This window comes from Paenibacillus sp. ALE3, from assembly GCF_054113405.1.
In genome coordinates, this window is sequence record NZ_CM134214.1 from 2,021,081 (window position 1) to 2,037,666 (window position 16,586).

Genomic DNA, 16,586 nt, shown 5'->3' on the forward strand with positions numbered 1-16,586 from the left:
TTAATGTCGATCTGGGACTTTTTTTGACGAACATTGGTAGAATAGGATAGACTAAATTGGAAATAGATAGTTTACGAGATCTCAGACAAGCGATCGGAGGAATTGTGAGATGGAAGTGAAATTGGTTGTAGATTATGAAGCTTATGAGAATGGCCAAACGATGGCTAAATCTATTGAGGAACTGGCAGCCAAGCCGGAGAGTGCCCAAGTTACGGATCTGATCATCGGAGATTGGGGAGGCGCCTATGAAAACTCACCAGATGATTTTATACCGGTGTTAGTGAAGCTTAAAGATCAATTTCCTAAGGTGCGCAAGCTGTTTATTGGTGATATGGAATATGATGAGTGTGAGGTATCATGGATTAACCAAACGAATCTGTCCCCGCTGTTAGAAGCGTTTCCAAAGCTTGAATCCTTACATATTAAAGGAAGCCAGGACCTGAGCTTGGAACCACTTCGCCATAATCATCTTCAAGAATTGGTTATTATTTGTGGTGGTCTGCCTGCAAGCGTTCTTCAGCAAATACGTAATGCCGAACTGCCTGAACTGCGCAAGCTGGAGCTGTATTTGGGTGTCGAGGATTATGGTTTTGACGGTAAACTGGAAGATATTTTACCGTTTTTGGACAGCAATCCTTTTCCCAAACTTACATACTTGGGACTCAAAGACAGTGAGATACAGGATGAAATTGCCATTGCTGCTGCTAATGCCCCTGTGATTGGACAACTGGAAGTGCTAGATCTCTCACAAGGTACATTGTCTGATCAAGGTGCAGAAGCGCTGCTGGCTAGTGAAAGTATAAAAGGGCTAAAACATCTGGATTTGAGCTATCATTATATGTCTAGTGAAATGATGGAACGCTGGAAAAGCTCAGGTTTATCTGTGAACGTAGAGGATCAACAAGAAGCAGATGAAGAAGATGATTGGCGCTATCCATCACTGACAGAGTAATTTGTTCCAATGGATTTCTAAAACGGATTGAATTTAAAATTAAAAAGAATAAAAGTGAGGCGGCTCTATGATGAAGATGTGGGATAGTAATGTCAACGAGCCGTTTATCTTGTTCGGTAATTCGGGGAATCGTCGAACTACGGGGCTGCAGGAAGCACGAAGCAGATTAATGCTTCCGCCAGCTCTGGAGGTTTCCTATACAGATGTGTTGGGGGCCATTCGAGAGAAGCACAGTCTGCGCGAACTGATGGTCAGGATAGCTGCACAAGCTGCGCAAGATAGCGTGAATGGCAGTGTCCATGTGCAAGAGAGCATTGATCAATTACTGGCAGGGCGGGTGGACAGAGGTCCATTGCTACGTCTGGATGCACCGGGCGAAAACTTTGAGGTAGAGCGGGAATTGATTGCTCTGGGCGCCCCGGATGCCGAGGGAGACGATTCTTTGTTGCCATGGCCGGAATGGGCACATGGCACAGGTATACTGGCGGCAGAAGCGCGCCGTTTGCAGGAGCAGCATGGTCGCATTTGGCACCCGGCACAATGGTTCCGGGGCTATTGCCGTCTGTTGGCTTGGCTGCGGCATGAAGTAGATCGGCTCTGGCCCTCGTCGCGCTGGATGAACGATCCTGCGGAAGTAGCCGTCATGTTTGACAAACGGCGTTGTAGCGCCGTATTAGACCAGGCAGACATCAGGGTCCCGCCTGTGCTTACAGCTTCAGGCGGTGCATTTCGTGATGCTGTCGATCTGCATACAGCTATGAAAGAGAGTGGGTTTCACCGCGTATTTGTGAAAATATTTTGCGGGTCAGGTGCTTCTGGTGTTATGGCATATCAGGTACATCCCCAGACACATGCAGAGCTGGCGGTAACTACGATTGGAACAGAGATCATACACGGACAGCGTGTGTATTATAATGCCGGACGATTGCGTCGTTATACAGACAAGCAGGACATTCATGCCATCCTTAACTGGCTATGTTTGGAAGGGGTACATGTGGAACGCTGGATTCCCAAAGCGATCCTGAACGGACGTGTTTATGATGTGCGTCAACTCGTGTGTGAATCAGAAGCTTGTCATGCGGTTTTACGTTTGAGTCACAGCCCCATTACAAATCTACATTTGCGTAATGAGCGACTCTCGCTAGAGGAAGCCGGACTACCACAGAATACGGTAGAATCGGTCCAGCATACTGCAAAAGCCGCCATGAGGGTTTTTCCGTCATCTATGGTTGCTGGACTGGATGTGCTCGTTCCGGCTCACGGTGGTCGTCCCTATGTATTGGATGTTAATCCGTTCGGTGATTTACTGTATCGGGTTGAGTATCAGGGTTGGAATCCATATGAATGGGAAATGCTGCACCTTGCTAATAGGAGCGTAGTTTTGGAAAGGAAAGACAGATAATGACTGATATGAATCAAATTGTCGGCTCTCATGATATTGTCATGATTACACTGGATACCCTGCGTTATGACGTAGCCAAGCTGGAGGAAGAAAACTGCTCGAATTTATGCGGCTCCGGGTCGTGGGAAAAGCGCCATACACCAGGGAGCTTTACATATGCTGCACACCATGCTTTTTTTGGCGGATTTTTACCGACTCCGGCCAATACAGATAAGGCTTCACATATCAGGCTGTTTCACACAAAGGATACGGGATTGCGAACGCATCCACATACCTGGCTGTTCGATGCTCCGGACATTGTGTCCGGGCTGGAGAACGAGGGCTATCGGACGATCTGTATCGGTGGCGTTATTTTTTTCACGAAGAAGAACAAGCTGGCCAAGGTGCTGCCCGGATATTTTCAAGAGAGCTACTGGCGCATGAACTTTGGCGTTACCAACCCTCGTTCAACAGAGCATCAGGTGAATCATGCCTTGAAGCTGTTGGAAAAGGCAGACCCTGCACAGCGCTTGTTTTTGTTTCTGAATGTATCAGCAATCCATGGGCCTAATCATTATTTTGTAAAGGGCTCTTCAAAAGATTCAGTAGAGTCTCAACGAGCAGCTTTGCGGTATGTGGATGGTGAACTTGGACGCTTGTTTGATGCTTTGCGTAAGCGTGGCAAGACGTTTTGCATGGCTTTTTCCGATCATGGTACAGCTTATGGCGAAGACGGCTACGAAGGGCATCGTCTGGCGCATGAGGTAGTGTGGAATGTGCCTTACCGCGATTTTATACTGTAGGACAAAAAGAAAAGTAGTTTGCACTGATAAATGATCAAGAATCCAATCCAGCGCGAGGAAGGAGCAGAAATGAAAGCCATGAATCTGAATCACCTACATCCGATAGGCGCAGCAACCCAAACTTCTCCAGGAATGGACACAAAATTAGTAACGACTAGATTTCAGTGGCCGGATACTCCTGTAGAATGGGCACGTACGATCCGAGAAGCTCCCTATCGCTCCTATCTGTACTCTTACCCGCATAAAACGGCCTATCGTTCGTTCGATACACCGCTCTCATTGCAGGAATTGTGGGAGAAAGAAGAGTTGGAAAGCTATTTTTTGTATATGCATATACCGTTTTGCGCAGCTCGCTGTGGATTTTGTAACCTGTTCACTTTACCGGATAAGCGCCAGGATGTGCACAAGGAGTATGTGGATGCGCTAGAAAGACAAGCTCGGCAATGGGCCCCAATTATGGGCGGTCGGCCTTTTTCGCGTTTTGCGATTGGCGGTGGTACGCCGACCTTATTGGAGGCTCCTTTGGTGGAGCGTTTATTTGACATTGCAGAAAATATTATGGGATTGGACCCCAAGCGAGCTTCTATTTCAGTCGAAGCCTCTCCCGATACTGTAACTGAGGATAGGCTGGAGGTGCTCAAGCGCCGCGGTACAGATCGTGTCAGCATGGGAATCCAGAGCTTTGTGGAATCAGAAAGTGCCGCCATATACCGACCTCAGAAGCCCAAGCTTGTTAGAGATGCACTTGAGCGGCTGGTAGAATACAATTTTCCTTTGCTCAACGTGGATCTGATCTATGGTCTGCCTGGTCAAACGGTGGAAACCTGGCTGTATTCTCTCGAGGAAGCCCTGTCCTATTCGCCAGGAGAGATTTTTCTTTACCCGTTATACATTCGTGAAAATACGATTTTAAAGCCTGGCTATACTGGGCTGGATCATGATATTCGCCTCAGCTTGTATGAAGTAGCGCGCGAACGACTCAAACAGGCAGGATATGTACAATATTCCATGCGCCGTTTTGCTAAAAATGAGGGTACATCTAGCAAAGAGCTTTTACCCTACAGTTGCCAGGAGGAGGGCATGGCTGGATTGGGGTGTGGTGCACGCTCTTATACACGCGATGTACACTATGCCAGCCGGTATGGTGTCAGTACAGCAGCTACACGTAGTATTATCGCGGATTATGTGGCGGCGGAGCGTCATGATCTGGCTGACTACGGCTTTATTTTAAATGCGGATGAGCGTAAGCGGCGCTTTATCCTGAAGGCGCTTCTTCATCGGGAAGGTTTGGAGCTATGTGCCTATGCAGAGCGCTTTGGTGTATCCCTGGAAGACGATTTTACAGGAATGTCGCTGCTACTGGAATCGGGTATGGCTGTGGTCGAGGAGGGCACGCTTCGACTTACGGAGGAAGGAATGGCCTATTCCGATGCGATTGGAGACTGGATGATCTCCACATCAGTACGCGAGCGTATGGAAGGATATGTAGGCGCATGAGATCGACCTTATATTATCGTGGTTCGTTGACCTCGTGCAACTATGCTTGCCCTTACTGCCCATTCAGTAAAAACGTCGATAGTCGGGAAACGTTGAACAAGGATCGGGCGCAGTTGGAGCGTTTTGCTGATTGGGTACGGGAGCAGGGTGCTTTGGGGCACCAGCTCTCCATTTTTTTTAATCCGTACGGAGAAGCCTTGATTCATTCCTGGTATCGTAAGGCTATGATTGAGTTTTCTCATATGGCGCATGTGGAAAAAGTGGCGGTACAGACGAATCTATCGGCTAAGCTGGATTGGACAAAAGAACTAAATCCAAATACGGCTGCGCTGTGGGCTACTTATCATCCTGGAGAAACCAAAGAGCAAGCTTTTATATCGCAGGCGATGAAGCTATATGAACTTGGCATTTCCTGTAGTGTCGGTACAGTTGGATTGAGACAGGCGTTCCCGGCTATTCGTTCCTTGCGGGCGCAACTTCCAAAAGAAGTTTATATGTGGATCAACGCCTACAAGGACCGACCACATTATTATACGGATGCCGAGGTTACCGAATTAACTGAGATAGATCCCTATTTTCAATGGAATTTAAAGGATTATAGCAGCCAGGGGAGAGCATGTCGCGCGGGAGCAGATGTATTCTACGTCCAAGGTGACGGGCGAGTAAAACACTGCTATCAGGATCGACGTGTGATTGGGCACCTGTACAGAGACGGTCTGGAGGGGCTGAGCGCCCAGCGTCCGTGCCGGATGAAAGAATGTGGCTGTTATATCGGTTATATCCATATGGAAGAGCAGCCATTTCGGGAAATGTATGGTAGTGGTTTGCTTGAAAGGGTGCCGCGTACAACCATGACGATCTATTAGAGAGAAAAGAGCAGAAAAAGAACCGCCCTTGCCACCAGGCAAAGAGCGGTTCTTTTGTTTTGAAACAAGTTTGTACGACGGTCCTATGCAATTTAATTAAGTTTGGACAATAGCGGTAATTTCTTCATCCAGATCCAATCTGACCTGCTCGCGATAGGCACGAATATTGTATTCGGAATGAAGATATCTCAGAATGGCTTCAATCATATTGGCTTCCACCAGATATTGACTGCGTCCCTGGACATGAACTTCGGCTGTATAGCCTGTATCCTCTTCCCAGCTTAGCTCCACAACCACATCGGTCGGTCGTACGCCCTTGCGTTCAGCCATATGCAGGCAAATGGCATTGACAATCTCATCCATGCTTAAAATCATAACTTAGTAACGTCCTCCACGAGAATCATCGGGTCTACGGCGATTTTTGATAGCTCGGTAGATCCCTACACCAACCATAATCAGGACATAAATAGCTAGAACGTTAACGGCCAGGCCAAGTAAGCTGCCCAATGCACCCATGTTGCCGAACAATCCGCCGAAAAGCATACCTGCCAAGCCGCCCAGCATCATACCTTTGAGGAACCCGCCACCGCCACCGAGGAACCCACCGGTTCTGCTTGTGTTGCCCGTAGCCGCACTAGATTTAGTTCCGCTATCAGACTTATTGATGCCGCTGCTGTCATTCGCCTTGCTTGGTGTAGATTGGTATGATTTTGGTCCGGATTTAAATCCGCCACCACGCCTTGCATCAGCTGTAGATGGTGCGATCATAGCAATGAGTAGGGTGAAAGCCATCATCAGCATCATCATATTTTTCAAAGTGAATGTCTTTTTCATGTAAATATAATCCCCCTAGTAATTTGTGTTATAGGTCAAACAACCGCTTACCCGTAATACGATATAGTATGGAAAAGGGTTTCAAAGAATTTTAAATTTTAAAAAATTAAACGATAACGTACATAAATCCCATGCATGGATTGATAAAAGCATTTTGCTTTAGGGTTTAAGTAAAAACGGATTAGTGTCCGCTCTGACATCACCGGCAAGCAGCATGCGCAGCACCATTTGGCACCATTCCAGGCCTGCTTTGGCATTCATAAGCCCTTTTTGTACTAGAATATAGTCACCGAAATTCTTACTGCCAAAGTGTAAATTTTCTGCGGGAATGTCGTTCAGTATATCCTCTAGATGACGGATTTTCTGAATAAAATAACGTTTGCGTTCCTCTAGCATACGATTGGCGCTAGTTTTGTCCGTCAACCAGAGACAGAATAGTCGAAGGCTTAATTCATCCCGTGTAACCGGAGCAGCTAACGTTTCCTGAGACCATTGCTGAAGCATATGGATTCCCTTGTCCGTAATGGTATACATCTTTTTATCAGGCTTGTCGGACTGCTGAATCCATCGGGAGGCTAGCAGTTCCTTGCTCTCCATACGGGCCAGTAGCGGATAGATCTGGCTGTGCTTGGCCTGCCAAAAAGGCTGAATACGCAGCATCAGATCATAGCCGGAGGATTCCTCTCTGGCGAGAAGTCCCAACAGACCATACGATAGTAAATTCATATATCTTATCTCCTTCATCCATCAAAGTAACGGTTGTAACAGCTCTGCGGCAGGTAATCTGCGGCTCCATAAAAAGTGTACACTGAAACTGTATGGTTTGACAACTTTCACACCAGTCGTTCACAGGTTAGCCAAAATTGGCTGGGGTCATTCGGTATGTATATGTGCTTTTTTTCATAGAAACAGGGTAGTTTAAGCACGTATATACGCGCCTGAACTACCCTGATAACTTTTGAGGATAAGGATTCTGTTTACTGGTTATTCCCGTCAACAACAAGGGTTAACGCGCCTGTATCCGGATGTATTACCATACCATGAACGGGCGTATTGGGAGGGAGAAGGGGGTGGTTTTTAATAAGCTTCACTGTAGTCTGTACCCCTTCTTCAATGTTGTCAAAACCCTTCAACCATTTATTTAACTTAATACCTGAATTTTCTAATGTACTTAGCACTTCTTGCGAAATTCCACGTTCCAGCATCTCATTAACCATATGATCAGCATTCAATGCAGCCATACCGCATTCATAATGACCTACAACGAGTACTTCGTCTGCTCCCAGCTCATATAGAGCGACTAGCACACTGCGCATTACACTTCCAAAAGGCTGTGAAATAATGGCACCCGCATTTTTAATAATTTTGACATCCCCGTTACGCAGGTTCATGGCTTTGGGGAGCAATTCCGTTAGCCGCGTATCCATACAGGTTATGATGACCATTTTTTTGTTAGGGAACTTGCCCGTTCTATAGGCCTCGTATTCTTTGTTTTCTACGAAAACACGATTGTACTCTAAAATTTCTTGGATGTGATCCACGATAGTTCCCTCCAGATTCTAATAAAGTGCAATATGTACTGCCCAACGTTGATCCAGGTATTAGGAGTTGGTCGTACATGTTGTGTGTTGATTATACTTTTTAATATAAGTATCATCAAGTATAGGTAGTTGTAAAGTTTTAACCATTTTAAGTTAAAGAGGTGACCCTAATTATGGAGCAACAGACGTTGGATCAATGGACGGCTTTAAAGGAAATCTCACACAAAATCAGCAGTTATGGCGAAGCAGTCGGCTTGCTGCACTGGGATTTACGGACAGGAGCTCCACGCAAGGGAGTTGACATTCGGTCCGAGACGTTGGGGATGCTGTCCACGGAAATGTTCAAGCTGATGATCTCAGATGAAATGGGGCAGTTGCTGCAATTTTTTGCCGCAAAAGACAAGCTGGAGCAACTGGAGGACAATGATCGCAGATTGGTAGAGGAATGTCGCAAAAATTATGACTTGAATCGTTCAGTCCCAGCAGACCGCTACCGGGAGTATAGCATTTTAGCGGCTCAGGCAGAAAGCAAGTGGGAGGAAGCAAAGGAACATAGCGACTTTGCCGGATTCGAACCGTACTTGTCTAAAATCGTAGACATGAAGCGTGAGTTTATCGGCTACTGGGGTGTTAAGGATACAGAGTACGACACACTTTTGGATCAATATGAGCCAGGGATGACGGTTGAAAAGCTGGATGCTGTCTTTGATCGACTCAAAAAGCGCCTTGTACCCCTTCTGTCTAAAATTCAGACTTCACCCAACCAGCCGGATAAGAGCTTTTTAGACGGTGTATTTGATGTGAAGCAGCAGGAAAAGTTCAGTCTGTTCATTTTAGGGCAGATGGGTTATGACTTTGATGCAGGTCGTTTGGATGAGAGTGTGCATCCTTTTGCGACAGGATTAAATCCAGGTGATGTGCGTATAACAACACACTATTTGCAAGATGATGTAACCAGTGCTATTTTCAGCTCACTGCATGAAGGAGGCCATGCACTGTACGAACAAAACATTGCTCCTGAGCTGGCAGGATCACTACTGTCCGGAGGAACCTCTATGGGGATTCATGAATCCCAGTCCCGCTTGTGGGAAAATAAAATCGGACGCAGTCGTGCTTTCTGGGATCGGTATTACGATGATCTGCAAAAGCATTTTCCTGATCGTTTGGCGAAGGTCACGGCAGAGCAATTTTACCGGGCAGTCAACCGCGTGGAAAATTCATTGATTCGTATTGAAGCGGATGAGCTGACATATAATTTACATATCATTGTCCGCTATGAAATTGAGAAAATGCTGTTTAATGAAAAGCTGGATGTAAAGCGTCTCCCCGAAGTGTGGAATGCAAAATATAAAGAATACCTGGGGCTTCTACCCCCGAACGACGGGCTGGGCGTACTTCAAGACGTTCACTGGTCCGGTGGTGATTTTGGCTATTTTGCTTCTTACTCACTTGGCAATATGTATGCAGCCCAAATTTTGGCGACTCTGCGTAAGGAGCTGCCGAACCTGGATGAGCTGATTGCTGCTGGTGAGCTGGAGCCGATCAAGCAATGGCTGACTGAACGGATTTACCGTTACGGCAAGAGCCGGACGCCGTCTGAGTTGATTGTAGCCATTACGGGTGAGGATCTGAATCCTGATTATCTCGCCGACTATCTGGAAGATAAATATACATCCATATACAAGCTCTGATTTAGAGTTCTTATACAATCGCACACAAAAACCTCGCATTCATAGGCAAATTCGGGGTTTTTGTATGCAGTTAACCATTATAACGTCAGCCGCATAACAATATATGAAGTCAACCATGTAAAGGTGGGGAGGGAACAAGGATGAAATACGGCGCCCGTTTTAAAGCAGTGGTGGCTGCGGCACTACTCGGATTACTGTTGCTCAGTGGGTGTGCCCCCAAGGGGGGGCAGACGATTGAGATCAGACTTGGCGAGGTAGCCCGTACGGTCTTTTATGCGCCGCAGTATGTAGCCTTGAGCCAGGGGATGTTTGCTCAGGAGGGACTGGATGTCCAACTGGCTACGATCCCTGGCGGAGACAAGGCGATGACGGCGTTGTTGTCCAATCAGGCAGATATCGCGCTGATCGGCGCGGAAACATCTATTTATGTGTATCAGCAAGGAGCAGAGGACCCTATCATTAATTTCGCTCAGCTGACACAGAAGGACGGAACCTTTTTGTTTGCTCGGCAAACGCAGGATAGCTTTGACTGGGAAAAGCTGAAACAACAAAGTTTTTTGGGACAACGCAAGGGCGGAATGCCACAAATGTCACTTGAATTTACGCTTCGCAAACACGGCATTGATCCTCATAAGGATCTGAAGCTGATTCAAAATATTGATTTTGCCAATGTCGCCTCTGCTTTTGGTTCGGGTACAGGGGATTATGTGCAGTTGTTTGAGCCACAGGCATCTATTTTTGAAAAGGAAGGTCGAGGTCGGGTAGTTGCCTCTATCGGCGTAGAGAGTGGCGAGTTGCCGTATACGGTATATATGGCGAAGCAAAGCTATCTAAATACCAATAGCGAAGCCGCTCAGAAATTTACAAATGCCATATATCGGGCACAGCAGTGGATTGCTGCGCATTCACCTGAACAGATCGCCGAAGCTATTACACCTTATTTTAAGGATACAGAATTAGCTGTTTTGACGAGTAGTATCAAGCGCTATAAGGAACAGGGTACCTATGCAATGAACCCGATGATTGAGGAAAATGAATGGAATAATTTACAGGATGTCATGGCTTCGGCAGGTGAGCTGAAAAGCCCGGTTGCACTAGATAAGCTGGTAAACCCAAGTTTTGCAAAACAGGCGATCTCCTCCAACTCTATCGGGAATACTGAAACAGATGTGAAAAAGAGCACAACCGAAGCTACGGATACAGCTGTGGATGCAGGAGGTTCACCATGACGGAGGAACAGAGTGGTCTCACTGCGGATGTGACGATCCCGATGGTGAGAATGGAGCAAGTGACCCATGTATACGTAACAGATCGGGAAGCTTCATTAGCGGTTGAGAATATCGATTTTTCCGTAAATACAGGGGAATTTGTCAGTTTAGTCGGTCCAAGCGGCTGCGGCAAAACGACGATCCTGTCTATGATCGCCGGGCTGCTGCGTCCAGCGGCAGGTCAAGTTATGTTGCAAGGTCAGCCGGTAAGTGGCCCGAGTCCTGAGGTCGGTTACATGTTGCAGCAGGATTATCTTTTCCCGTGGCGGACGATCATGGATAACGCATTGTTAGGTCTGGAACTAAGCAACAGAGTAGATGAAGCTGCGCGTGAGCGGACGCGATTATTGCTGGAAGGTATGGGTTTGGGAGGAAAGGAGCATTTGCATCCATCCCAGTTGTCTGGAGGAATGCGCCAGCGTGTGGCGCTGGTACGGACGCTGGCGACGAATCCGGGATTGCTGCTGCTGGATGAGCCGTTCTCCGCGCTGGATTATCAAACTAAGCTGCAGCTGGAGGACCTCGTTGTGCAAACCTTGCGCGAGCGAGAGAAAACGGCGATTTTAGTCACGCATGATTTGGCCGAGGCGATTGCAGTCAGTGACCGGGTTTTAGTGATGGGGCGAAATCCTGGTCATATCCGACGTACTTTCGAGATTCCGGTTTCCATCCGGGAAGCTCAGCCTTTTTATGCACGCGAGCAGCCGGGCTTTAATGAGCTTTTTCATGAGATATGGGGGGAACTGGAGGCTTCGGGAGCAAAGGAGTGAGTTAATGTATGAAGAACGAAGCTGATCAGCTTGAGCAACGTTGGATTCAAGGACTGCATCAGACGTATTTGCGTAACAGGCGTTTGCAAAAGTGGTTAGTAACAGGTGTGCAGACAGCTATTTTGCTGCTTTTATTTGTATTGTGGGAAATTGCAGGTCGTTTGAAGTGGATTGATGTACTGTTGTTTAGCTACCCTAGCAAAATTTTCACTCAGATTGGCAAGGATGCGGTCAACGGTGAATTATGGGGGCATGTAGGTGTCACTGTTGGAGAAACGATGGCAGGTTTTTTGCTCGGCACACTGCTCGGTACACTGCTGGCGGTACTTATTTGGTGGTCGCCGTTTTTGTCGAGGGTGCTTGACCCGTATATGGTTGTGTTTAACAGTATGCCGAAGGTAGCGCTGGGTCCGATTTTTATCGTCATGTTTGGGGCGGGTTTTACCGCGATTCTGATGACGACCCTCTCCATTACGGTTATCATTACGACCCTTGTGGTGTACAACAGCTTTCAGGAAGTTGATTCGAATTTGATCAAAGTGGTTCGCACGTTTGGAGGTTCGCGCCGGGATACATTTCAAAAGGTAATTTTGCCTGCATCCTTTCCCGCAATTGTCTCTACGCTGAAAGTGAATGTCGGCATGGCATGGGTTGGCGTGATTGTTGGTGAATTTTTGGTGGCTAAAAACGGCTTGGGTTATTTGATTATTTATGGTTTTCAGGTATTCAATTTCACGCTGGTCATGTCCAGTTTGTTGATCATTGCTGTCGTAGCTACATTGATGTATCAGGCAGTCGTGTATGTGGAGCACCGCTTGCTTTCAGGTCGCCCTCATCGGTAATTATTAAATTTCTGAATATTTGTGTAAAACGTGAAAATAAAGTACCATGAAAATGAAATACTTAATATTTATGAAAATGAGAAAACAGATTTCATCTAGAGGGGACAGAATTTTTTCATGGGCTTTCGTACGATTAAAACGGCTATTGCCGCATTAATGGCCGTACTTATTGCGGAGGGAGTAGGCATTCACGGAGCCACCTCGGCAGGGCTTTTAGCAATTTTGGGGGTGGATGTCACACGCAAGAGAAGTCTCCGCACCATTTCGGCGAGATTTTTTGCATCCGTCGTGGGACTTCTTTTTGCTTGTGTTTTGTTTGTGGTATTCGGATTCCATGATTGGGTGCTTGCATTATATATTTTAACGGCGTTTCCGGTCATTGTACGGGTGGGCTTTAAGGAAGGCATTGTCACGGGTTCGGTCGTGGTTTTCCGAGTATTCAGCGGCGGTGTGATTGATATGGAGGTACTGCTGACCCAGCTGGCTCTGCTGGTGATTGGGCTGGGTTCTGCGATGGTTGTCAATCTAGCTTATATGCCGCGTTCTGATAATACAATGCAACAAATCCGGCAGGAGGTGGATCGGACATTTTCTGTTATATTCAGAAATATGGCCAACACGCTGCGTAGTCCGGCATACATATGGGATGGCAAGGAAGTTATTGAAGCGGACAGCGTGATCACCAAAGGGGTCACTGAGGCGGGTCGTTCATTGGAAAATCAAATGCTTCGTCCCCAAGAAGGCTGGAATGTGTATTTTTATATGCGCAAAGAACAGCTGGATTCGATTCAAAACATGATGCAGTTGATCGCACAAATGTATCAACACATGCCGCAGGCCAAGCTTCTGGCCGAGCTGTTCGACCAGCTTAGCAACGACGTTTTGGCTGGACATTATACAGGACAGACCGAGAAGCTGCTGGAGCAGGTTCGTGAAGAATTTAAAGCCATGGAGCTTCCCGCAACTCGGGAGGAATTTGAGATTCGTTCGGCATTATTGCAGCTTACACATGAGCTTCACCAGTATTTGAAAATCGCTAAAAAGGACAAGGCCCCTACTCCGGTGAAAAATTAGAGTAAGGACCTTGAGCGGCTACTATCTATGACGGACAGTAGCCTTTTCTTGTTCAGTAACGGTAGAATTCGGATGAGTGAAAGTCCGTTTATGCCGAATTCGATCTGTGATCCATAAGACAACGGTGATCAGGCAAGGGTAAAGCATGGCCCACCCGACAAAGGGGAAAACAACTGCCGTGGAGATGAAGGAAATCCAACTAATGGAAACTCCCCAACGACTCCCGCATAGGAGCTTGATTCCTGCTGCACAACCCCCTAGATAGGTCAGAATGAAGGTAGCGTTCGGCAATTGGATCAGGTTGGTGAGTGAAACAGCACCGCTACTGTACAACACCATAATGATCACGAAGCAGACGCTAAGAAAAGCAATGCCCCCGATAGGAGTATGGAAGCGTTGGGATAACACGCCCATCCAGCGAAAGGCCTGTCCTTGTCGAGATAAAGCATAAGCGACTCGTGAAGCGGCACCCACGTAAGCAATAATAGTAGCGGTGCAAATAAAGATCCCCGTCAAGCCCGCAATGATCGCACCCCATGGCCCAATAGCCCGACTAATCACCCATATGAGCGAAGCATCCGAACCCCCTGCAAGGTAACTTTGTGTGCCTACCGTAGCAAGCGCAGTAAGAAAATAAAGCAAACCTACAATGACGGCTGCAATGGTCACACCTCTAACGGCAGATCGCTCGGGATTGGTAAATTCCTCTGACATATGGGACACAGCCTCCCAGCCGATAAAGCACCAGAACAGAATCGCAGCTGCTTGGCCGACAGAAAGCCAGCCATGTGGAACAAACGGCGTGAAGTGAACAGTTTTCATCTGAGGGAGTGCTGCGGCAATAGCGAATATCAGGACGGCAACGATGGCTATAACGACGGCAATCTGAATACGTCCGGCAACCTTCATACCAATCCAGTTGATGACCAGGCCCACCGCCAGCATGGCAGCGGCCAACATTATGCGGCTTTCCTCTCCCCAGCCCATAGCTGCGGTCATATAGCCGGCTCCGGTAAGTGCGGCAACAGGGGCCCCAATTGGAACCGACATGAGAAAAAACCACCCGATATAAGCACCAGCACGTGGGGAAAAGGCCAACGTCACAAAATGCGATACCCCTCCCGCATTTGGGAATTTCGCGGATAGAAGTCCCATGGAAAGCGCCATTGGCAGAATGAGCAGGGTCATGAATCCCCATGCCAGCAACGATGCTGGACCCGCCATTTGGGCGGCAAGACCAGGCACAATCAATACCCCCGAACCCAATACAGCTCCGATATAGAGCGCAATGGCCTGTGGAAGACCAATAGTGGATTGAAGCTTATTTTCATTCGTCATGCAGAAAAGCCTTCTTTCTCTTGTTATTTTCTCCAGCTTATCAGATAATCAATCTATCGGAAAAACGGAATATTACGATTGCTTGCATCGGAAAAATCGATTGAAGGAGCGGATTATGGAATCGCGGCATTTGTTTACCTTTATAAATGTGGTGGAGGCAGGCAGTTTTACGCGAGCAGCGCGTATACTGGATTATGCACAGTCAAGTATTACTGCTCAAATTCAAACACTGGAGACGGAATTGGGTACGCCGCTGTTTGATCGCATTGGCAAGAAAATTATGCTGACCGATGCCGGACGACGTCTGCTGCCCTATGCGCAGGAAATTTCCAAGATGCATGCTATGGCCAAGGATGCGCTTCGTTCAGAAACAGAATTAGCAGGAACGCTAAAAATAGGAGCACCAGAGTCTCTGGCTGCTTTTCGTTTGCCGAGTCTGATCCGTGAGTACAGGGAGCGGTACCCAAAGGTTAAAATTGTACTTAAACCCGGCGAATGCTGGGAATTACGTGATTTGATCCGTTCCGGTGAATTGGATTTGGCTTTTTTGCTTCAACCTGAGACGGAGGATAGGGAACTGAATATCACCACGCTTATACATGAGCCGATGGCGCTGGTTGCGCCACTGAAGCATTCACTGGTTGCCTATACACAGGTAGAGCCTGCCGACTTGAAGGACGAAACCATTTTGCATACGGAGGCTGGATGTACGTACCGAATCCTTTTTGAGCAGTATTTGAACAAACACGGTATTTTTGCAGACCCTAGTCTGGAATTTTGGAGCATAGAAGCCATCAAGCAATGCGTCATGGCTGGACTGGGTATTGCGCTGCTTCCGCTGGTTACGGTACAAAATGAGCTGCGAGAAGGGAAAATGGCACGTCTAGCCTGGGATGACAGTGAACAGCAGGTGGCTACTCAGGTCGCTTATCACACGAAAAAGTGGAAATCGCCAGCTCTCAGCGAATTTTTACAGATCGTTGAGCAGCATGTAACACATTGGCGTGCATGAGTTCAAGCCATGGCGGCATATGCTTATACAAATAATATTTTTTCCTTTTCGCCTATTCACTCAACATTCGCCCACAACCTGCATACATATGTATGGAATGATTGATTGTATGGAGGAGGTTCAAGAATGGCATTAAGTCATAAAAATCGTAGAGAGATTATTACCAAAGCGATCTGTGGTAAAGGTCGCAGATTCTCTACCGTAACCCATACCGTAACTCCGCCGAATAATCCGACCAGTATTTTGGGGGCATGGATTATTAACCACCAGTATGAAGCTGTGGCGGCTGGAGACGGCATTGAGGTCATCGGGACGTATGATATCAATATTTGGTACTCATACGATAAAAACTCGCAGACCGATGTGGCTAAGGAAACGGTGTCGTACGTAGAAAATGTGCCGCTCTCGTATCTTGATCCGAAGCACCGGGCGTCTACAGTGGAAGTATCCGCCGAAGCTACACAGGAGCCAAGTTGCGTCGAGGCCAGTGTGTCTTCTGGAGGTGGCAGCGTAATGATCCGGGTCGAGCGGGAATTTGCGGTGGAGCTGGTGGCGGAAACGAAGATTGTTGTAGAAGTATTCCCGTATGGCAGCAGTGACGATTTTGACAAGGACTTTGATTTTGGAGCGGAAGAGGGGGACTATGAGGAGCTCGACCCCGACCTCATTGACGACGAGCTCTGACAGGAGTGACCAAAAAGAGGGCCACTTTACTCT

The 16,586-nt window shown here is 47.4% G+C and carries 17 protein-coding genes; 12 read left to right on the forward strand and 5 right to left on the reverse strand.

Translation table 11 applies throughout. The features are described 5' to 3' along the window. The first annotated feature begins 109 nt into the window (after nt 1-109). From ACXHJ2_RS09060 to ACXHJ2_RS09080, 5 genes are all read left to right on the forward strand, one after another. The gene (locus ACXHJ2_RS09060) at nt 110-952 is read left to right on the forward strand and encodes an STM4015 family protein (protein ID WP_165082432.1); all 843 of its coding nucleotides are present in this window, start codon (nt 110-112) and stop codon (nt 950-952) included. A 67-nt stretch (nt 953-1,019) separates the two neighbouring features. After that, a complete protein-coding gene (locus ACXHJ2_RS09065) occupies nt 1,020-2,354 on the forward strand; it encodes an STM4014 family protein (protein WP_165082434.1) in 1,335 nt (444 codons plus the stop codon). Then, the gene (locus ACXHJ2_RS09070) at nt 2,354-3,136 is read left to right on the forward strand and encodes an STM4013/SEN3800 family hydrolase (protein WP_013371566.1); all 783 of its coding nucleotides are present in this window, start codon (nt 2,354-2,356) and stop codon (nt 3,134-3,136) included. Before ACXHJ2_RS09065 ends, ACXHJ2_RS09070 begins: the two co-directional genes overlap by 1 nt. A gap of 69 nt (nt 3,137-3,205) precedes the next feature. Next, the gene (locus tag ACXHJ2_RS09075; RefSeq protein WP_165082436.1) at nt 3,206-4,633 is read left to right on the forward strand and encodes an STM4012 family radical SAM protein; all 1,428 of its coding nucleotides are present in this window, start codon (nt 3,206-3,208) and stop codon (nt 4,631-4,633) included. Further along, nucleotides 4,630-5,499 (forward strand): STM4011 family radical SAM protein, encoded by an 870-nt coding sequence (locus ACXHJ2_RS09080; RefSeq protein WP_165082438.1) that lies wholly within the window; start codon nt 4,630-4,632, stop codon nt 5,497-5,499. Before ACXHJ2_RS09075 ends, ACXHJ2_RS09080 begins: the two co-directional genes overlap by 4 nt. A gap of 96 nt (nt 5,500-5,595) precedes the next feature. Here the strand turns inward: ACXHJ2_RS09080 and ACXHJ2_RS09085 are convergent, their stop codons facing one another. From ACXHJ2_RS09085 to ACXHJ2_RS09100, 4 genes are all read right to left on the reverse strand, one after another. Then, nucleotides 5,596-5,874: a YxcD family protein gene (locus ACXHJ2_RS09085; protein ID WP_013371563.1), complete on the reverse strand. Its 279-nt coding sequence runs from the start codon at nt 5,872-5,874 to the stop codon at nt 5,596-5,598. 3 nt (nt 5,875-5,877) lie between these two features. Next, the gene (locus ACXHJ2_RS09090) at nt 5,878-6,333 is read right to left on the reverse strand and encodes a hypothetical protein (RefSeq protein ID WP_013371562.1); all 456 of its coding nucleotides are present in this window, start codon (nt 6,331-6,333) and stop codon (nt 5,878-5,880) included. A gap of 159 nt (nt 6,334-6,492) precedes the next feature. Continuing rightward, nucleotides 6,493-7,059 (reverse strand): PadR family transcriptional regulator, encoded by a 567-nt coding sequence (locus tag ACXHJ2_RS09095; protein WP_013371561.1) that lies wholly within the window; start codon nt 7,057-7,059, stop codon nt 6,493-6,495. Between the two features lie 251 nt (nt 7,060-7,310). Continuing rightward, nucleotides 7,311-7,874, reverse strand: coding sequence for a beta-class carbonic anhydrase (locus tag ACXHJ2_RS09100; protein WP_013371560.1), 564 nt, complete (start codon nt 7,872-7,874; stop codon nt 7,311-7,313). A 173-nt stretch (nt 7,875-8,047) separates the two neighbouring features. On the opposite strand from ACXHJ2_RS09100, the gene ACXHJ2_RS09105 reads away from it, so the two are divergent. The 5 genes from ACXHJ2_RS09105 (at nt 8,048) to ACXHJ2_RS09125 (ending at nt 13,519) form a co-directional block, all read left to right on the forward strand. Beyond that, nucleotides 8,048-9,565, forward strand: coding sequence for a carboxypeptidase M32 (locus ACXHJ2_RS09105; protein WP_165082440.1), 1,518 nt, complete (start codon nt 8,048-8,050; stop codon nt 9,563-9,565). A gap of 140 nt (nt 9,566-9,705) precedes the next feature. After that, nucleotides 9,706-10,794, forward strand: coding sequence for an ABC transporter substrate-binding protein (locus ACXHJ2_RS09110; RefSeq protein ID WP_165082442.1), 1,089 nt, complete (start codon nt 9,706-9,708; stop codon nt 10,792-10,794). After that, nucleotides 10,791-11,603: an ABC transporter ATP-binding protein gene (locus ACXHJ2_RS09115; RefSeq protein WP_165082444.1), complete on the forward strand. Its 813-nt coding sequence runs from the start codon at nt 10,791-10,793 to the stop codon at nt 11,601-11,603. The genes ACXHJ2_RS09110 and ACXHJ2_RS09115 overlap by 4 nt, the downstream gene beginning before the upstream one ends. An 8-nt stretch (nt 11,604-11,611) precedes the next feature. After that, nucleotides 11,612-12,445, forward strand: coding sequence for an ABC transporter permease (locus tag ACXHJ2_RS09120; protein ID WP_137078719.1), 834 nt, complete (start codon nt 11,612-11,614; stop codon nt 12,443-12,445). Between the two features lie 117 nt (nt 12,446-12,562). Then, complete coding sequence (locus ACXHJ2_RS09125) at nt 12,563-13,519, forward strand: aromatic acid exporter family protein (RefSeq protein WP_013371555.1); 957 nt, start codon at nt 12,563-12,565, stop codon at nt 13,517-13,519. 21 nt (nt 13,520-13,540) lie between these two features. Here the strand turns inward: ACXHJ2_RS09125 and ACXHJ2_RS09130 are convergent, their stop codons facing one another. After that, entirely contained in the window at nt 13,541-14,857 is a 1,317-nt protein-coding gene (locus ACXHJ2_RS09130) for an amino acid permease (protein WP_165082446.1), read from the reverse strand. Between the two features lie 115 nt (nt 14,858-14,972). On the opposite strand from ACXHJ2_RS09130, the gene ACXHJ2_RS09135 reads away from it, so the two are divergent. After that, on the forward strand, nt 14,973-15,869 hold the full coding sequence (locus ACXHJ2_RS09135; protein WP_025675099.1) for a LysR family transcriptional regulator: 897 nt from the start codon (nt 14,973-14,975) through the stop codon (nt 15,867-15,869). 126 nt (nt 15,870-15,995) lie between these two features. Further along, on the forward strand, nt 15,996-16,553 hold the full coding sequence (locus tag ACXHJ2_RS09140) for an outer spore coat protein CotE (RefSeq protein WP_013371552.1): 558 nt from the start codon (nt 15,996-15,998) through the stop codon (nt 16,551-16,553). Nucleotides 16,554-16,586: the final 33 nt, after the last annotated feature.

Coding starts and splice junctions, on each gene's coding strand:
- ACXHJ2_RS09095 (WP_013371561.1), bottom strand. CDS start 7,059: ATGAATTTACTATCGTATGGTCTGTTGGGACTTCTCGCCAGAGAGGAA.
- ACXHJ2_RS09115 (WP_165082444.1), top strand. CDS start 10,791: ATGACGGAGGAACAGAGTGGTCTCACTGCGGATGTGACGATCCCGATG.
- ACXHJ2_RS09140 (WP_013371552.1), top strand. CDS start 15,996: ATGGCATTAAGTCATAAAAATCGTAGAGAGATTATTACCAAAGCGATC.
- ACXHJ2_RS09085 (WP_013371563.1), bottom strand. CDS start 5,874: ATGATTTTAAGCATGGATGAGATTGTCAATGCCATTTGCCTGCATATG.
- ACXHJ2_RS09125 (WP_013371555.1), top strand. CDS start 12,563: ATGGGCTTTCGTACGATTAAAACGGCTATTGCCGCATTAATGGCCGTA.
- ACXHJ2_RS09110 (WP_165082442.1), top strand. CDS start 9,706: ATGAAATACGGCGCCCGTTTTAAAGCAGTGGTGGCTGCGGCACTACTC.
- ACXHJ2_RS09075 (WP_165082436.1), top strand. CDS start 3,206: ATGAAAGCCATGAATCTGAATCACCTACATCCGATAGGCGCAGCAACC.
- ACXHJ2_RS09090 (WP_013371562.1), bottom strand. CDS start 6,333: ATGAAAAAGACATTCACTTTGAAAAATATGATGATGCTGATGATGGCT.
- ACXHJ2_RS09120 (WP_137078719.1), top strand. CDS start 11,612: ATGAAGAACGAAGCTGATCAGCTTGAGCAACGTTGGATTCAAGGACTG.
- ACXHJ2_RS09080 (WP_165082438.1), top strand. CDS start 4,630: ATGAGATCGACCTTATATTATCGTGGTTCGTTGACCTCGTGCAACTAT.
- ACXHJ2_RS09060 (WP_165082432.1), top strand. CDS start 110: ATGGAAGTGAAATTGGTTGTAGATTATGAAGCTTATGAGAATGGCCAA.
- ACXHJ2_RS09130 (WP_165082446.1), bottom strand. CDS start 14,857: ATGACGAATGAAAATAAGCTTCAATCCACTATTGGTCTTCCACAGGCC.
- ACXHJ2_RS09065 (WP_165082434.1), top strand. CDS start 1,020: ATGATGAAGATGTGGGATAGTAATGTCAACGAGCCGTTTATCTTGTTC.
- ACXHJ2_RS09105 (WP_165082440.1), top strand. CDS start 8,048: ATGGAGCAACAGACGTTGGATCAATGGACGGCTTTAAAGGAAATCTCA.
- ACXHJ2_RS09135 (WP_025675099.1), top strand. CDS start 14,973: ATGGAATCGCGGCATTTGTTTACCTTTATAAATGTGGTGGAGGCAGGC.
- ACXHJ2_RS09070 (WP_013371566.1), top strand. CDS start 2,354: ATGACTGATATGAATCAAATTGTCGGCTCTCATGATATTGTCATGATT.